Origin of the sequence: Rathayibacter sp. AY2B5, assembly GCF_002931645.1 — a bacterium.
GTDB lineage: Bacteria > Actinomycetota > Actinomycetes > Actinomycetales > Microbacteriaceae > Rathayibacter.
Genome location: NZ_PSUE01000014.1, coordinates 32,615 through 47,502, shown reverse-complemented (window position 1 = coordinate 47,502; position 14,888 = coordinate 32,615). Strand labels below are relative to the sequence as shown.

Genomic DNA, 14,888 nt, shown 5'->3' with positions numbered 1-14,888 from the left:
GCAGACTCACTTCACTTGTCGGTTGCGGTGTACGAGGAGCTTACCCTGTTCGACCCGTTCTGACCGGCGGAGATCGATCCTGTCGCGACGTGCGTCACGCCGGCCCTCGTGCGCACGCCTCACGTCGTCGCGATCGGCGAACAGCGACGAGGACGGCCGGGGCGGCAGGTCGTCCGTCATTCCAGGACTCAGTGTCTCGAGTTTCGCGGTGACCTCGGACAGCTGTCCGAGGAGCACCTTCCCCTTGCGCCAGTAGGAGAGGGCGAAGAGGACCAGCATCGCCAGAGCGCCCAGCGCGAGGCCGAGCCAGATCAGGATCCACGACCACCAGGTCACGACGGCTCCCCCTCGTTCGCGGCGAGCGCGGAGGCCGCCCAGAGCGCGACCGCGGTGCGCGCCTCGGGGGGTGCCACCACGGTGACGAGACCCGCCAACGACGCCACCAGGCGCGTCAATCCCTCCAGATGGGCGACGCGGAGACGGACGAGGACACCGTGGTCCTCCTCCCCCGGCACGGGATCGGGGAACTCGGCGTCGGCCGCGTAGTCGCCCAGCAGCACGACGGCGCTGGGGGCGACGCGCAGGTCCACGACGAGATCGGAGGCGGAGGCCTCGAAGAGCCGTTCCGAGAGGGTCACCTCGTTGCGGCGCCGGACGATCGGCGTCCCCGTGTCGCGGAGGGAGCGCATCCTGTCGACCCGGAACGTCCTGACGCCCTCGCGGAGGTGGTCCCATCCGCGCAGGTACCAGTCCCGATCGACCGATTCGAGCACGAAGGGGTCGACGAGCCGGGACTCGGTCTCGCCGCGGGCGCTGCGGTAGTCGAAAGCGACCTGCGTCGCCGAGCCCATCGCTGTCCGCAGGAGCGCCACAGCGCTGTCCGCGCCCGTGCCGCGCGAGACCGCGACCGCGCTCGGGGCCGAGGAGGCGCCGCGTGCGAGCTTCCCCATCAGCGAGGCGATCCGGTCGTTGCCCTGGTTCTCGGGCAGCGCTGCGAGGTACTGCATGCCGGCGATGAGGGCGGCGGCCTCCCGCGCCGAGAACCTCGGCGAGTCGTCGATCGCGACCTGGTGGGTGAGGACGACGTGGTCGTTCTCCTCGAAGTCGTCCCAGCCGATGTCGAAGAGGTCGTTCGCCTGGTACTGCGCGGTCTCGCCGGGGATGCCCGAGACGGCGATGAGGCGCACCGCGCGGCGCACCTCCTCCTCCGGGATCTCGAAGTGCGCGGCGACCTCGGCGACGGAGACGCGGCCCCGGTCGAGCAGGTAGGGAACGAGGGAGAGGAGGACGGCCAGGCGGTCGCGCGCCTGCAGGGAGCGGGGTCTAGCCACGGGGATCCCCTCCATGGTCGTCCAGGGTGCGGCGGAGGCGGTCGAGGACGCGGCGGCGGAGCTCCTCCGGCTCGAGCACCCGCACCTCGGGACCGTGACCGGCGAGCTCGTCCGCGAGCACGTCCGGGTCGGTGTAGTGCAGGCGCAGCAGGCCCTGGCCCTCGCCCTCGGCCTCGGCACGCCCGCCGAGACGGAGGGCGGCGTCGGAGTCGGGGGCGACGCGCAGGAGCGCGCTGTTGCGCTGCAGGATCTCGTCGAGCTGGGCGAGAGCGGTCGCCGCGTGGTCCCCCTCCACGAGAGGCGCGGTGCGGCCGGTGGACGCGACCGGCCCGACGATCCGCGACAGGAGGAAGGTCCGCGTGCCCTCGGCGCCCTCGTCCCAGCCGTGGAGGTGCCAGCGCCCCTGGTGGTTCACCAGGGCGCGGGGCTGCACGGTGCGCACGCGCGGCTCCTCGCCGCCGGGCTTCAGATAGGGGAAGCGGACGACCTGGCCGCGGTCGAGCGCAGCGTTGAGCGGCTCGAACGAGGCCTCGCGGACCCGGATCGAGGGGCTGATGCCGATGACGGGGTCGACGGACTCGACCCCGATCGAGCGCAGCTTGATCAGCGCGCGCCGCGACTCCGCCGAGAGCGTCCCCTCGCGCCAGACCGCCCCGGCCAGGCGGAGCAGCGCGAGCTCCTCCGGGTCGAAGGTCAGGTCGGCCGGGAGGTCGTAGCTGCGCTTCGCGATGCGGTACCGGACGGTCTGGGTGTTGCCCGGGTCGCCCGGGGCGTCGACCGTCTCGATCGGGATGCCCAGCTCGCGCAGGTCGTCCTTGTCGCGCTCGAACTGGCGCTCGAGCGAGGTCCGGTCGCCCCGGCCCACCCGCTGCCGGTAGCCCTGCACCGTGGAGAGGACGTCGGCCTTCGTCAGTCCGTTCTCGGCCGCGACGAGCGCGAGCACGAGGTTGAACAGACGCTCCTCGGCCGGGACGCGGCTCGAGGACGGGGCGTCGGAAGGCACGCCCTCCAGTCTAGGGCCGGGCCCGGTCAGACCTTTCCGAGGATGTCGGCGACGAAGATCAGCGTCGCGCCGCCGGGGATCCCGCCCTGAGGGGAGCCCTGGTCGCCGTAGCCCTGGTCCGGCGGGATGACCGCGATGACCTGGGATCCGACGGGCTGGCCGATGAGGGCGTCGGCGAATCCGGCGATGACTCCGCCCTGGGTGGTCGAGCCGTCGGCGGCAGTGAACACGGCGGGAGCGCCCTTCTCCCAGCTGGAGTCGAACACCTTCCCGTCGCTCCACTGCCAGCCGGTGTAGGCCACGACGACCTGGTCGCCCTCGGCGACGACGTCGCCGTCGCCCTTCTTGAGCTGGGCGATGCGGAGGTCGGACGGTGCGTCGCCCGAGGGCTTCGCGAGCCCCGGGCGTCCGTCGTCGCCGAGCGTCACCGTCGGGAAGCCGTCGGGCGCGGGCTGGGCGGCGCCGTTCGCGCGGGCCAGCGAGGCCTCGCGGACGTCCGCGACGAGCACGAGCGTGTCGTCCTCCGAGATGCCGAGCTGCGACGAGGACTGGCCGAAGCCGTCCTCGGGGGCGATCGCGATGGCGACGCGCGAGCCGACCTGCGTGCAGAGGAGGCCCTCGTTCAGGCCGACGAGCCCGGCTCCGCCGACGCCGAAGCGGGCGGTGCTCGACCCGTCGTAAGGCGAGGTCTCGAGGACCGTGCCGTCCGCGCCGTTGACCAGGGTGTAGTCGATGGTGACGAGCTGGCCCTTCTCGAGCGGTGCGCCCGAGCCCTCGATGAGGGTGCTGACCTGCGTGCCATCCGCCTTCAGCGGCGTCGGGACGCTGACGTCCGGCTTCGCTCCGAAGTCGCCCGTGGCGCTGACCGCCGCCGAGGAGTCGCCGGAGGAGAACGGAGCGTCGCAGTCCGCCTGCGAGGAGGACGCGGTGCATCCGGTGAGAGCGGCGACGATGCCGATGCCGGCGATGAGCGCGGTGGTCCTGCGCACGGGTCCTCGATTCGAGAGAAGGGGAGCGGTGACGCCCGAGGTGGAGACGGCCCGGAGGCCGGGAACAGCTTAGAGGATGCCCTCGTCGTCGGGCTCCGCGGTCTCCTCGCCGAACCCGCGGGCCCGGGAGAGCTCGGCGCTGGTGGCGGACTCGCGGACCCGCTTGCGGAGGCTCTTGGGGCTCACGGCGCGCTCGCCGAGCGCGCCGGGGGTCCAGGCCTCCACGTCCTCGTCGCTGAAGTCCGTCTTCGACGGGCGACGCTTGAGCTCGGGGAGCACGGTGTCCGGAGCGAGCCGGCGAGCGGTGATGAGGAAGCCGGTGTGGCCGATCATCCGGTGGTCCGGCCGGACCGCGAGGCCCTCGACGTGCCAGCCGCGGACCATGGTCTCGTTCGACGACGGGTTCGTGAACAGGCCCGAGGCGCGGATCGCCTCCGCCGTCCGCGAGAGCTGCGTGACGGTGGCCACGTAGCAGAGGAGCACTCCCCCGGGCGTGAGAGCCTCGGCGGCGACGTCGAGGCACTCCCAGGGCGCGAGCATGTCGAGCACGACGCGGTCGGCCTCGCCGGACGGGACCGTGCCGGGCAGCGCCTCGACGAGGTCGCCGACGGTGACGCTCCAGTTGTCGGGCGTGTAGCCGAGGAAGGTCTCGATGTTCGCCCGTGCGACATCCGCGAACTCCTCGCGCCGCTCGAACGACGACAGCCGGCCGGTCGGACCCACCGCCCGCAGCAGCCAGAGCGAGAGCGCGCCGGAGCCGACACCGGCCTCGACCACGCGGGCGCCGGGGAAGACGTCGGCGAGGGCGAGGATCTGGGCCGCGTCCTTCGGGTACACGATCGCCGCGCCGCGGGGCATCGACATCACGAAGTCGGCGAGGAGAGGGCGCAGCGCGAGGTGCTCGACGCCGACGGTGTTGGTCACCACCGAGCCGTCGGGCAGCCCGATCACCGTGTCGTGCTCGATGCCGCCCCGGTGCGTGTGGAACACCTTGCCGGGAACGAGCGTGATGGTGTTCATCCGCCCCTTGGGTCCCGTCAGCTGGACGCGGTCTCCCGCGCGGAAGGGTCCGGAATGCTGCAATGCCTCACCGGTCATCGGCGGGCCTCCGTCTCGGTCGTGGCCGGGCCGGAGCCGCGGTGCTCGGAGGACACCGTCGCGAGGTCCGCGACGGTGCGGCCCGCGAGAGTGGGCCAGAGGGCGTAGGGGCCGGCGGGGTCGAGCTCCAGCTGGTGCGGGACGCCGATCGACGCGGCTCCGGAGGCGACGGCCGCGCCGAGGCCCGTGAGGGAGTCCTCGATCGCGACGCAGGCGGCGATGTCGACACCGAGGGTGCTCGCGGCGAGGAGGTACGCCTCGGGGTGAGGCTTGCTGCGCTCGACCATGTCGCCGCTGACGACGGCGGCGAAGGCGGGGAACGGGATCCGGTCCACGACGGCCGCGGCCATCCGCGAGATCGACATCGTGACCAGCGCCTGCGGCACTCCCGCCTCGGACACCGCGCGCAGCAGCTCGAGCGCGCCCGGTCGCCACGGGATGCTCACGGCCAGCTGGTCGACGACCTCGTCGGTCATCCGGTCGATGATCGCGTCGACGGAGAGGTCGACGCCCTTGCCCTGCAGGATGCGGGCGGCGGCGGGCAGGCCCGAGCCGACGAGTCCCATCGCGTCCTCGTGGGTCCACACTCCGCCGAAGGAGGAGACGAGCGCGTGCTCCGACGCCATCCAGTACGGCTCGGTGTCGACGAGCGTCCCGTCCATGTCCCAGAGGACGGCGGCGGGGGCGGACGCTCCTCCGAGCGGCTCGGAGGACAGCGGCCGGGCGGAGGTCTCGGGAGTCACGAGCGACCATGGTACCGGCAGGGCCGCGCCCCTCCCCGGCCGCGGGCCGAGAGCGAACAGCGCGGCCGATCCCGCCGGACGGGACGGGCGGGGCCGGGGGCGGTCCTATCCTGGACGGAGGGACAGGCGCGGTGTGCGCTCCCCGCACATCGAGCCGAACGCGGAGATCCTGCCTATGAACGTGATCACGGGGAACGTCCTGGTCGTGGCCTTCGAGGGCTGGAACGACGCCGGGGACGCCGCCAGCGGCGCGCTGCGGCTGGTCAAGGACGCCGGGGAGTACGTGCCCCTCTTCGCCGTCGACGCCGAGCAGTACTACGATTTCCAGTACACCCGCCCCATGCTCTCGATCGGCGAGGACGGCCGCCGCAACCTCGCCTGGCCCGGCACCCAGATCTTCGGCCCGGCCGACACCTCGGTCGACGCCGAGAGCGCGCTGTACCTCATGATCGGCACCGAGCCCTCGCGCAGCTGGAAGAGCTTCGCGGCCGAGGTCGTCGACGCCATGCTCGCGATAGACATCTCCGCCGTCGTCTTCCTCGGCGCGATGCTCGCCGACGTCCCGCACACCCGGCCGATCTCCATCTTCGCCTCGAGCGAGAACGCGGAGCTGCGGAGCTCGTTCGAGCTCGAGCGCTCCAGCTACGAGGGGCCGGTCGGCATCCTCAGCGTGATCGGCGAGGCCGCACAGAAGGTCGGCATCCCCGCCGTCTCGATCTGGGCCTCCGTCCCGCACTACGTGCACAACGCGCCCTCGCCCAAGGCGATGCTGGCGCTGCTCGAGAAGCTCGAGGAGGTCGTCGGCCTGGCGATCCCCCGCGGCGACCTCGTCGAGGAGGCGGAGGAGTGGGAGCGCGGCATCGACGCCCTCGCCGCCGAGGACGAGGAGATGGCGTCGTACATCGCCCAGCTCGAGCAGGCGCGCGACACCGTCGACTCGCCCGAGGCGAGCGGCGAGGCGATCGCCCAGGAGTTCGAGCGCTACCTGCGCCGCCGCGGCGACGGCCGCTCCGGCGAGGAGCCCTGGCGCCCGTAGCCTCCGCCGGCGCCCGCTCGTCCGAGACGGTCGTCGATCACGGGACCGCTCCCGGCCGCCCTGACGGGACTCGCCCACGACGGGACTCGAGCCTTACGGGACTCGAGCCTGACGGGGTTCAGGCCGGGCGCACCCCGAGCAGGGCGTCGACCGCGTCGCGCAGGAGCGACAGGTCGTCCACGCCCTCGGTCAGTGCGGCGTCGACGACGGCGAGGGCGGCCGGAGTGCCGAGGTCGTCGGCCAGCGCCTCGCGCAGCTGCGCCAGCACCTCGAGCGCCGAGCGCGGTCCGACGGCGGCGAGGGCCGCCTCCCAGCGCGCCAGGCGCGCCTCGGCCGACGGCAGGTCCTCGGGCAGCCACTCCCAGTCGGAGCGGTAGTGGTGCGCGAGGAGCGCGAGGCGGATCGCCCGCGGGTCCGCGCCCTCGCTCCGCAGACGTGAGACCAGCACCAGGTTCCCGAGCGACTTGCTCATCTTCTCGCCCTGGTAGGCGACCATCCCGGCGTGCGCGTAGGCGCGGGCCAGAGGACGGCCGGACAGCGACGCGGCGTGGCCGGCGCTGAACTCGTGGTGCGGGAAGACCAGGTCGCTCCCGCCGCCCTGCAGGGTGAACTCGGGTCCGAGCCGGTCGAGGGCGATCACCGAGCACTCGATGTGCCAGCCCGGACGGCCGCGGCCGACCTCGGCGTCCCAGGCGGGCTCGCCGGCGCGCTCGGCCCGCCAGAGCAGCGGATCGAGGGGGTCGCGCTTGCCGGCGCGCTCCGGGTCGCCCCCGCGCAGCGCCGAGAAGCGGGCCATCGACTCCGCGTCGAGCCGGCTCTCGCTGCCCAGGTGCCAGACGGCGCTCTCGGCCGCGGCGATGTCGTAGTAGAGGTCGCTCGCGCCCTCCTCCGCCGCGTCCGGAGCAGCGACGCGGTAGGCGACGCCGTCGCGCTCCAGGCGGGCGACCGCCTCCGCGATGGGATCCACGGTCTCGGTGACTCCGACGTAGTGCTGCGGAGGCAGGACGCGCAGGGCGGCCATGTCGCCGCGGAACAGCTCGACCTGCTCCTCGGCGAGGTCGCGCCAGTCGACACCGGTGGCCGTCGCACGCTCGAGCAGCGGGTCGTCGACGTCGGTCACGTTCTGGGCGTACTCGACCGTGTAGCCCGCGTCGAGCCAGACGCGCTGGACCGTGTCGAAGGCGAGGTAGGTCGACGCGTGCCCGAGGTGGGTGGCGTCGTAGGGCGTGATGCCGCAGACGTAGAGGCTCGCGACTCCGCTGGGCGCGTCGAGCTCGACGGGGCCGGCGGTCGCCGTGTCGTGCAGGCGCGGTGCGCTCCCCCGGCCGGGCAGGGCGGGGACGTCGGCGGCGGTCCAGGCGCGCATCTAGGCGGCGATCAGGCCGGTGGCGAGCGCGACCATGAGGACGACGCCGAGGACGATGCGGTACACGACGAACGGGAGGAAGCTGCGGCGGGAGATGTAGCTCATGAAGAACGCGATCACGACGAAGCCGACCACGAACGCGACGATGGTCGCCACGAGGGTCTCGAGCCCGCCGACCTGGACCTGGTTCGGGAGCACGACCGGGTCGCTGATGCTCTTGTACAGCTGGTAGAGACCGCTGCCGAACACCGCGGGGATCGCGAGGAGGAAGGAGTAGCGCGCCGCCGCCTTGCGCTCGTAGCCGAGGAAGAGGCCGGCGGTGATGGTGCCTCCCGAGCGCGAGACGCCGGGGATCAGGGCGAGCGCCTGCGCGCCTCCGAAGATCAGGCCGTCGCGGACGCCCAGGTCGCGCAGGCGGCGCTTCTTCGCGCCGACCGCGTCGGCGATGCCGAGCAGGATGCCGAAGAGGATGAGGGTGGTGGCCACCACCCACAGGGAGCGGAGGGTCGTCTCGATCGCGTCCTGGAAGACGAGGCCGAGGACGATGATCGGAAGGCTGCCCACGATGATGAGCCAGCCCATGCGGGCGTCCGGGTCCGAGCGCGGGATCCGGCCGACGAGGGAGCGCGCCCAGTGCGACACGATCCGCACGATGTCGCGCCAGAAGTAGATGATGACGGCGGTCTCGGTGCCCAGCTGCGTGATCGCGGTGAACGCGGCTCCGGTGTCGCGGCCGCCGAGACCGGGCAGCAGCTCGCTGACGATCCGGAGGTGGGCGCTGGAGGAGATGGGGAGGAATTCGGTCAGACCCTGGACGAGTCCCAGGATCAGCGCGTCGAGCAGGCCCATGCGTCACTTTCGAGGAGGGCTGGGGCGTCGTCGGCCAGCAGTCGGTCGGGATCGGTCGGTGCTGACCCGGTCCGCGGCGCCGTCAGGAGCTCAGCAGGAGATCGGTCAGGACCTTCCTGCCAAACACTAGTGCGTCCAGTGGAACGCGCTCGTCGACCCCGTGGAACAGCGCCGGGAAGTCCAGGGACGACGGCAGCTGGAGCGGCGCGAACCCGTATCCGGTGATGCCGAGCGTCGAGAGCGCCTTGTTGTCGGTGCCTCCGGAGAGCAGGTACGGGAGGACCTCGGCGCCCGGATCGAACCGGCGGATCGAGGCGGCCATGCTCTCGACGAGGGGGCCGGCGAAGGGCACCTCGAGTCCGATGTCGCGGTGCTGGACGAGGATCTCGACGTGCTCGCCCGCGAGGACCTTCAGGCGCTCGAGCACCGCGTCCTCCTCGCCGGGGAGGACGCGCACGTCGATGGTGGCGTCCGCGGTGTCCGGGATGACGTTGGCCTTGTAGCCGGCCGACAGCATCGACGGATTGGCGGTGGTGCGCAGCGTCGCGGCGATGAAGCGCGAGGCGGTGCCGGTGGCGAGTGCCAGCTCCTCCGGAGTGCTGCGCTGAGGGTCGTGGCCGAGCAGGCGGGCGACCTCGTCGAGCAGCTCGCGCGTGGTGTCGGTGAGGCGGGTGGGCCACTCCTCGCTTCCGATGCGGGCGATCGCCTGCGCCAGCCGGGTGACGGCGTTCTCGGAGTTGATCTGCGAGCCGTGCCCCGCCGTGCCGTGCGCGCGGAGGGTCAGCCACATCAGCGCCTTCTCGCCCGTCTGCACGAGATAGGCCCGCTTGCCGGCCAGCTCGATCGAGTAGCCGCCGACCTCGCTGATCGCCTCGGTCGCTCCGGCGAACAGCTCGGGCCGCTCACGGGCCAGGAATCCCGATCCCCGCACACCGCCCGCCTCCTCGTCGGCGAAGAAGGCGATGACGAGGTCGCGGGAGGGGCGCCTCCCCTCACGGAGGATGTCGCCGAGCGAGGCGAGGATCATCGCGTCCATGTTCTTCATGTCGACCGCGCCGCGGCCCCAGAGCATGCCGTCCTTGATCTCGCCGCCGAACGGGTCGACGCTCCAGTTGTCGGCGATGGCGGGCACCACGTCGAGGTGCCCGTGGACGACGAGGGCGCCGCGCTCGCGGTCCTCCCCGGCGACCCGCGCCACGACGCTCGTGCGTCCCGGGTCGGAGTCGATCAGCTCGGGCTCGAGGCCGAGGTCGCGCAGCTTCGCCGCGACGTACTCCGCGGCCGGGCGCTCCGGCTCCGCCTTCCCGTCGCCGTAGTTGCTGGTGTCGAAGCGGATGAGATCGCGCGCGATGAGCGCCGTCTCGTCGAGGGTGCTGTCGGTCACGGGCGCGCTGTCGATGCTGTCGGACATGCGGGCAACGGTACCGGCGCGGGCTCGACGGCGCGCGGAGGACGGTGGGCCGGGAGGTGGCGTGAGAGGCCCCGGAACCGTGCTAATGTCTTCTTCGGCCGCGGAAACGCAGGTCGAAGGAAACACTCGTCCGGGTGGCGGAAATGGCAGACGCGCTAGCTTGAGGTGCTAGTGCCCGTATAGGGCGTGGGGGTTCAAGTCCCCCCTCGGACACACTGATCGGAACCCCTCGTCTCTCCTCGGAGAGGCGGGGGGTTCCGTCGTTCCCGGCACCTCCCTCCTCGTGCCGGTGGGAGGGATGCGGCGGGCGGAGAGAGCAGACGCCCCGCTCTTTCCCGAAGAGGCGGGGCGTCTCCTGCAGTAAACGGGCGCTCCTGCACCGCAGGGCCCTCCTGCACAGACCGTGCCTCGGCGTCAGACGCCTGCTGTCGCCGGCGACCAGCCGAGAGCCGGAGCGATCGATTCCACGACAGTGCGCAGGAGCCGCGCGTTGTACTCGACCCCGAGCTGGTTGGGAACGGTGAGCAGCAGCGTGTCCGCCTCCTGCACGGCGGCGTCCGCAGCGAGCTCGGCGGAGACGGCGTCCGGCTCGCCCGTGTAGCTGCGGCCGAATCGGGCGCGGACGCCCTCGAGGGTGGCGACCTGGTCCTGCTCGCCGCGGCCGCCGAAGTACAGCCGGTCGAGATCGGTCGTGATCGGAAGGACGCTGCGCGACACGGAGACGCGCGGGGTGCGCTCCCAGCCCGCCTCGCTCCACGCGTCGCGGTACTCGCGGATCTGGCGGGCCTGCAGCTCGTCGAAGGGCACGCCCTCCTCCTCCAGGAGCAGGGTCGACGACTGCAGGTTCATGCCCTGCTCGGCTGCCCAGCGCGCGGTCGCGAAGCTGCCGGCACCCCACCAGATCCGGTCCTCGAGGCCGGGCGAGCGCGGCTCGATCGAGAGCGGGAGCGACTGGCGCGTCATCGCCGGATCCGACTGCGCGACCGGCGCTCCGGCGAGCGCCTCCCGGAGGATGCGCACCTTCTGCCGGGCGAGGTCGGCGTCGGTCATCCCCTCCGGGGGGACGAAGCCGAACGCCTCGGACCCGCGCAGGGCGGTCTCGGGCGATCCCCGGCTGACCCCGAGCTCGAGCCGGCCGTCGGAGATCAGGTCGGTGGCGGCCGCCTCCTCCGCCATGTAGAGCGGGTTCTCGTAGCGCATGTCGATGACCCCGGTGCCGATCTCGATGCGGCGGGTGCGCGCGGCGATCGCCGCCAGCAGCGGGAACGGCGAGGCGAGCTGCGGCGCGAAGTGGTGCACGCGGACGTAGGCGCCGTCGATGCCGATCTCCTCCGCCGCCTCCGCGAGCTCGATCGTCTGGAGGAGGACGTCGCGAGCCGAGCGGGTCTGAGACCCGGGGACGGACTGGTAGTGGCCGAAGGAGAGGAGGCCGATGCGCGAGACCATGCCTGCCTCAGCGCTCGGGGGTCCCCCGCTATTCCCGAAGGGTGTGCACGGCGGACGCCGAACCGCGACAGCGCTCCCGAGGAGTCCTCAATACACGTATGGTGGTCGCGTGCCCGCTGATCGGGGCGGAGAGGGGTCGTCGTGGAGCCGATGGTCGGTCGCCTCGGGGCGACTCTCGGGGTCGCCATGCAGACGATCAGCGGGTCGCAGGTGCAGGCATGCGCTCTCCGTCCGCAGCGGAACCGGTCGCCCGGTCGCGTCTCCGCGTCAGTGCGCCTCGAAGTCGGCGGAGACCGAGGCGGTGACCTCGATGTCCTCCGGCTTGAGGGCCAGCGGCTCCTCAGGAGAGGAGAACGCCTTGGCGCGGCTCATCATCGCCGAGCCGCCCTCGATGCGCGTGTGCGGCCGCAGTCCCGGCTCGAAGAGGGTCAGCACCCGCACCTCGGTCAGGCCGAGGGCCGCCGCATAGGCCTCGGCCCGCTCGCGCGCGTCGCGCACGGCAGCGGTGCGGACCTCGCGCTCGATGCCCGCCCGTCGCGCCGCCGTCACGTCCCAGTCGATCCCCGAGATCTGGATCCCCGGCACCTCCGAGATCGAGCCGACCCAGCGCCCGAGAGCCGCGAAGTCCCGGTACTTCACCCGGACCCCGGCGGCCGCGACATGGAACAGCTGCGTGACGTCCGAGTCCTTGATGTACCGGCGGATCGAGGAGACCGAGATCTGATCGGAGGACCACCAGGTGGCGGCGCCGGACGCCTGCTCGGCGGCCGCCTCCTCACGGACCCGCGCGTGCAGGGCGGTGACCTCGGCGAGCGCCTGGGGTCGGGATCGCGACTCGCGCCGGATCTCGAGGCGGACGGTGCCCCGCTCGGCGGGGTGGAAGTGCTGGGCGAGACCGGCGACGGTGATGGTGACCATGGCCCCATGGTGCCGTACGCACCCCGTCAGCTCCGAGCGGCGAGCATCTCCCGGATGCGGTCGGCGAGGGCCCGCTCCGTCGTCAGGTTGCTGACCAGCTGGGCTCGGTGCCCCCCGCAGGCGCCCGGGAGGGGAGCTCCGCTGCTCGGGTCGACCCGGCCCAGCAGTGCCCGCTCCCCCTGGGCGATCGAGGCCTCGAGCAGGGCGAGCCGCCGCTCGAGCCGCTCGATCTCGAAGCTCTCGGGCGTGATGTCGGACTCGCGGAAGTGGCCGGCTGTGGAAGTGGGGACGCTCATCGATGATCCGTTCCGTCGGGGGCGCCCAGGAGCGGCGCCATCACCAGGAAGACACCGGAGAACGGCGATCATGACGCGAAGGCGCGAAATGCACTGAGACGTGGCGCGCCACCGGCGGTCAGGAGCGGAAGACGGCCAGGTTCTCGTTCTCCACGATGGCGAGGGTGCGGACGAGGCGGGTGTAGCGCTCGACGAGCTCGCCCTCCCCCGCGCCCTGCCCCAGCAGGGCCGAGATGCTCTCGGCGGGGAAGAGGGAGACGATCTCCATCGCGACGGCCCGAGCGTGCTCGGAGGAGAGAGTGCGCGCGTACTCCAGAGCGCGGGTCAGCTGCGGCCTCTCCTCCCCCTCCGGACTCGCCGACGGCGCCGTCGTGGCGGCATGGCCGAGGACCGCCACGAAGACGCGGGCGATCTCGTCGACCCGGAGTGCGCGGACCAGGGTCAGCAGACGCGAGGAGACGCGGGAGACGCCGCGCGCGAGGAGCTCTCCGCTGAGGGCGCGCACCTCGATCACGTCGCCGCCGCCGAACTCGCCGGAGACGCGCTTGATGCCCGAGGCGAACAGGCTCGAGCCGGCTCCGATGCTCCGCTCGGCCTCGAGGTTGATCTCGACGCGGCCGCGGCCGGTGGCCACTCCGGAGATCCAGCGCTGCTCCACGGACGGATGCGCGTGCACGGCGCGGACGAGGGTGCCCGGGCCCGGCCCTCCCAGGGCGCCCAGGATGACCTCGGGGGTGCGCGCCCCGGCGATCCTGGTCGAGACGCCGTTGTGCGCGGCGAGCTCGGCGGCCCGCAGCTTGGAGCGGATGCCCCCTCGGCCGGTACCGCCCTTCTGCACGCCGATGCGGCGCAGCTCCGAGATGCCCAGCTCCTCGAGGTGCACGCCCTCGGCGATGCTGCCGGCGAAGACGCCGGGGACGTCGGTGAGCAGCAGCAGCAGGTCCGCGCCGAGGAGCATCGCCAATCCGCCGGCGACGCCGTCGTTGTCCGAGCCGGCGGAGTCGATCGTGTCGTTGCCGTTGACCACGGGCACGACTCCGGCGTCGAGGGCGTGGCGGATCGCCTCGGCGACGTGTGCCATCTGCCGGGGAGAGGCGAGGTCGGACTCGCCGATGAGGATCTGCGCGATCAGGGCGCCCGAGAGCTCGGCCACCGAGCGGTAGAAGCCCATCAGGACGGTCTGGCCCACCGCTGCCGCCAGGCGGGCGCTGATCGGCTCCTCCTGCGAGCGGGCGAAGAGCGCCCGACCCGAGGAGACGGCGCCGGAGGAGACCAGCACGACGTCCCAGCCCAGCGCGCGGGCGGCGAAGGCGCTCTCGAGCGCGCTGGCCAGGAGAACGGGATCCGGACCCGACTGCTTGGTGACCGAGCTGGACCCCATCTTGACCACGAGGGTCCTTCTGCGCGGCGCGGCCGGGGCGGTGGCGTCGGAGTCGGCGGGGTCGGGCAGGGCGTCGGACATGGCTCCATGCTAGAGGCGCGGTAGGAGGCCCTCCCTCGCCGAGACCCGGCGGAGAACGCCCCCGGACGGGAATGTCGGGGGCGGATGCGAGACTGCCCGGGACGTCTGGAACCTCCTTCACGGTGCCCCTTGCCGGGCGGTCACGGAGGGGTCCGAGCGGCTCGCCGGTGGATGTCGGTGGCGATTGACATACTCGAACACATGTTCGAACATGGGCAGATGAGCCCCCCTTCACCCCTCGTCTCCGCGGAGACGGCCGAGGCCGCAGAGCCCCTTCTGCGGCAGCTCGCGTCGGTGAAGGAGCTGCAGTCCCGCATCCGGGACATGCAGGCGACCACCCTCGAGACCAGGAGCCTCGCCACCCTGCCGGCCTTCTCCTCCGTGCTCCCGGGCGGCTCGCTCAAGCAGGGTGCCGCCTACTCGGTGGAGGGCTCGATGAGTCTGGCGATGGGGCTGCTGGCCGGCCCGTCCGCCGAGGGCTCGTGGTGCGGCGTGGTGGGCGTCCCGGAGTTCGGGGCCGAGGCCGCGGCCGGCATGGGGATCGACCTCGAGCGCCTGGTGCTCGTGCCCGCACCGGCCGAGCACTGGCTCACCGTCACCGCCGCTCTGGTCGATGTGCTGACCGTCGTGCTCACCCGTCCGCCCGCCTCCGTCTCCTCGACCGACGTCTCACGTCTGGGAGCACGACTGCGCCAGCGGGGTGCCACGCTCGTGGTCCTCGGCGAGTGGCCCCAGGCCGAGGCGCGGCTCAGCATCCGCAGCAGCCGCTGGGAGGGGCTCGGCGACGGCCACGGCTACCTGCGCTCCCGGGAGGCGATGGTCGATGTGGTCGGCCGGGCCGGCACCCGGGTGCGCACGGTGCGGATGAGCATGCCCGGCGTCGAGAGCGCCTTCGGCTCCCGGGTCGAGCACGGCCGCCTGCACGAGCGGGCGGTCTGAG

Annotated in this window: 15 protein-coding genes and 1 tRNA gene; 3 read left to right on the top strand and 13 right to left on the bottom strand. The window is 72.6% G+C overall.

Features of this window, described 5'->3' with window-relative positions; all coding sequences use genetic code 11:
• Nucleotides 1–6 precede the first annotated feature (6 nt).
• The 6 genes from C5C30_RS10465 to C5C30_RS10440 all read right to left on the bottom strand — a co-directional run bounded on the left by C5C30_RS10465 (nt 7) and on the right by C5C30_RS10440 (nt 5,164).
• Nucleotides 7–336, bottom strand: coding sequence for a hypothetical protein (locus C5C30_RS10465; RefSeq protein WP_104222020.1), 330 nt, complete (start codon nt 334–336; stop codon nt 7–9).
• A complete protein-coding gene (locus tag C5C30_RS10460; protein WP_258059235.1) occupies nt 333–1,331 on the bottom strand; it encodes a YafY family protein in 999 nt (332 codons plus the stop codon). The genes C5C30_RS10465 and C5C30_RS10460 overlap by 4 nt, the downstream gene beginning before the upstream one ends.
• Nucleotides 1,324–2,334 (bottom strand): YafY family protein, encoded by a 1,011-nt coding sequence (locus C5C30_RS10455; RefSeq protein WP_104222016.1) that lies wholly within the window; start codon nt 2,332–2,334, stop codon nt 1,324–1,326. Before C5C30_RS10455 ends, C5C30_RS10460 begins: the two co-directional genes overlap by 8 nt.
• A 26-nt stretch (nt 2,335–2,360) precedes the next feature.
• Complete coding sequence (locus C5C30_RS10450) at nt 2,361–3,323, bottom strand: FKBP-type peptidyl-prolyl cis-trans isomerase (protein ID WP_104237455.1); 963 nt, start codon at nt 3,321–3,323, stop codon at nt 2,361–2,363.
• Between the two features lie 69 nt (nt 3,324–3,392).
• The gene (locus C5C30_RS10445) at nt 3,393–4,421 is read right to left on the bottom strand and encodes a tRNA (adenine-N1)-methyltransferase (RefSeq protein ID WP_104222012.1); all 1,029 of its coding nucleotides are present in this window, start codon (nt 4,419–4,421) and stop codon (nt 3,393–3,395) included.
• Nucleotides 4,418–5,164 (bottom strand): HAD family phosphatase, encoded by a 747-nt coding sequence (locus C5C30_RS10440; RefSeq protein WP_258059236.1) that lies wholly within the window; start codon nt 5,162–5,164, stop codon nt 4,418–4,420. The genes C5C30_RS10445 and C5C30_RS10440 overlap by 4 nt, the downstream gene beginning before the upstream one ends.
• Nucleotides 5,165–5,339: 175 nt before the next feature.
• Here C5C30_RS10440 and C5C30_RS10435 point away from each other — a divergent pair, with 175 nt between their 5' ends.
• Nucleotides 5,340–6,200 (top strand): proteasome assembly chaperone family protein, encoded by an 861-nt coding sequence (locus C5C30_RS10435; RefSeq protein ID WP_104246850.1) that lies wholly within the window; start codon nt 5,340–5,342, stop codon nt 6,198–6,200.
• Between the two features lie 118 nt (nt 6,201–6,318).
• Here the strand turns inward: C5C30_RS10435 and mshC are convergent, their stop codons facing one another.
• The 3 genes from mshC to C5C30_RS10420 all read right to left on the bottom strand — a co-directional run bounded on the left by mshC (nt 6,319) and on the right by C5C30_RS10420 (nt 9,826).
• Entirely contained in the window at nt 6,319–7,566 is a 1,248-nt protein-coding gene (gene mshC, locus C5C30_RS10430) for a cysteine--1-D-myo-inosityl 2-amino-2-deoxy-alpha-D-glucopyranoside ligase (protein WP_104333678.1), read from the bottom strand.
• Nucleotides 7,567–8,415: an undecaprenyl-diphosphate phosphatase gene (locus tag C5C30_RS10425; protein ID WP_104333677.1), complete on the bottom strand. Its 849-nt coding sequence runs from the start codon at nt 8,413–8,415 to the stop codon at nt 7,567–7,569. It lies immediately after the preceding gene.
• A gap of 82 nt (nt 8,416–8,497) precedes the next feature.
• On the bottom strand, nt 8,498–9,826 hold the full coding sequence (locus tag C5C30_RS10420) for a M20/M25/M40 family metallo-hydrolase (protein WP_181068004.1): 1,329 nt from the start codon (nt 9,824–9,826) through the stop codon (nt 8,498–8,500).
• Nucleotides 9,827–9,954: 128 nt separating this feature from the next.
• Between C5C30_RS10420 and C5C30_RS10415 the strand changes: the two genes are divergently transcribed.
• A tRNA-Leu gene (locus C5C30_RS10415) sits at nt 9,955–10,039 on the top strand.
• A gap of 201 nt (nt 10,040–10,240) precedes the next feature.
• On the opposite strand, the gene C5C30_RS10410 is transcribed toward C5C30_RS10415, so the two are convergent.
• The 4 genes from C5C30_RS10410 to proB form a co-directional block, all read right to left on the bottom strand.
• A complete protein-coding gene (locus C5C30_RS10410; protein WP_104333676.1) occupies nt 10,241–11,272 on the bottom strand; it encodes an LLM class flavin-dependent oxidoreductase in 1,032 nt (343 codons plus the stop codon).
• A 267-nt stretch (nt 11,273–11,539) separates the two neighbouring features.
• A complete protein-coding gene (locus C5C30_RS10405; RefSeq protein WP_104222004.1) occupies nt 11,540–12,190 on the bottom strand; it encodes an SIMPL domain-containing protein in 651 nt (216 codons plus the stop codon).
• A gap of 26 nt (nt 12,191–12,216) precedes the next feature.
• Entirely contained in the window at nt 12,217–12,486 is a 270-nt protein-coding gene (locus tag C5C30_RS10400) for a hypothetical protein (protein WP_104333675.1), read from the bottom strand.
• 118 nt (nt 12,487–12,604) lie between these two features.
• Nucleotides 12,605–13,948: a glutamate 5-kinase gene (gene proB / locus C5C30_RS10395; RefSeq protein WP_104333674.1), complete on the bottom strand. Its 1,344-nt coding sequence runs from the start codon at nt 13,946–13,948 to the stop codon at nt 12,605–12,607.
• Between the two features lie 219 nt (nt 13,949–14,167).
• On the opposite strand from proB, the gene C5C30_RS10390 reads away from it, so the two are divergent.
• A complete protein-coding gene (locus tag C5C30_RS10390; RefSeq protein WP_104333673.1) occupies nt 14,168–14,887 on the top strand; it encodes a hypothetical protein in 720 nt (239 codons plus the stop codon).
• The last annotated feature ends 1 nt before the right edge of the window (nt 14,888 follow it).

Coding starts and splice junctions, on each gene's coding strand:
- C5C30_RS10405 (WP_104222004.1), bottom strand. CDS start 12,190: ATGGTCACCATCACCGTCGCCGGTCTCGCCCAGCACTTCCACCCCGCC.
- proB (WP_104333674.1), bottom strand. CDS start 13,948: ATGTCCGACGCCCTGCCCGACCCCGCCGACTCCGACGCCACCGCCCCG.
- C5C30_RS10425 (WP_104333677.1), bottom strand. CDS start 8,415: ATGGGCCTGCTCGACGCGCTGATCCTGGGACTCGTCCAGGGTCTGACC.
- C5C30_RS10410 (WP_104333676.1), bottom strand. CDS start 11,272: ATGGTCTCGCGCATCGGCCTCCTCTCCTTCGGCCACTACCAGTCCGTC.
- C5C30_RS10435 (WP_104246850.1), top strand. CDS start 5,340: ATGAACGTGATCACGGGGAACGTCCTGGTCGTGGCCTTCGAGGGCTGG.
- C5C30_RS10420 (WP_181068004.1), bottom strand. CDS start 9,826: ATGTCCGACAGCATCGACAGCGCGCCCGTGACCGACAGCACCCTCGAC.
- mshC (WP_104333678.1), bottom strand. CDS start 7,566: ATGCGCGCCTGGACCGCCGCCGACGTCCCCGCCCTGCCCGGCCGGGGG.
- C5C30_RS10390 (WP_104333673.1), top strand. CDS start 14,168: ATGAGCCCCCCTTCACCCCTCGTCTCCGCGGAGACGGCCGAGGCCGCA.
- C5C30_RS10445 (WP_104222012.1), bottom strand. CDS start 4,421: ATGACCGGTGAGGCATTGCAGCATTCCGGACCCTTCCGCGCGGGAGAC.
- C5C30_RS10400 (WP_104333675.1), bottom strand. CDS start 12,486: ATGAGCGTCCCCACTTCCACAGCCGGCCACTTCCGCGAGTCCGACATC.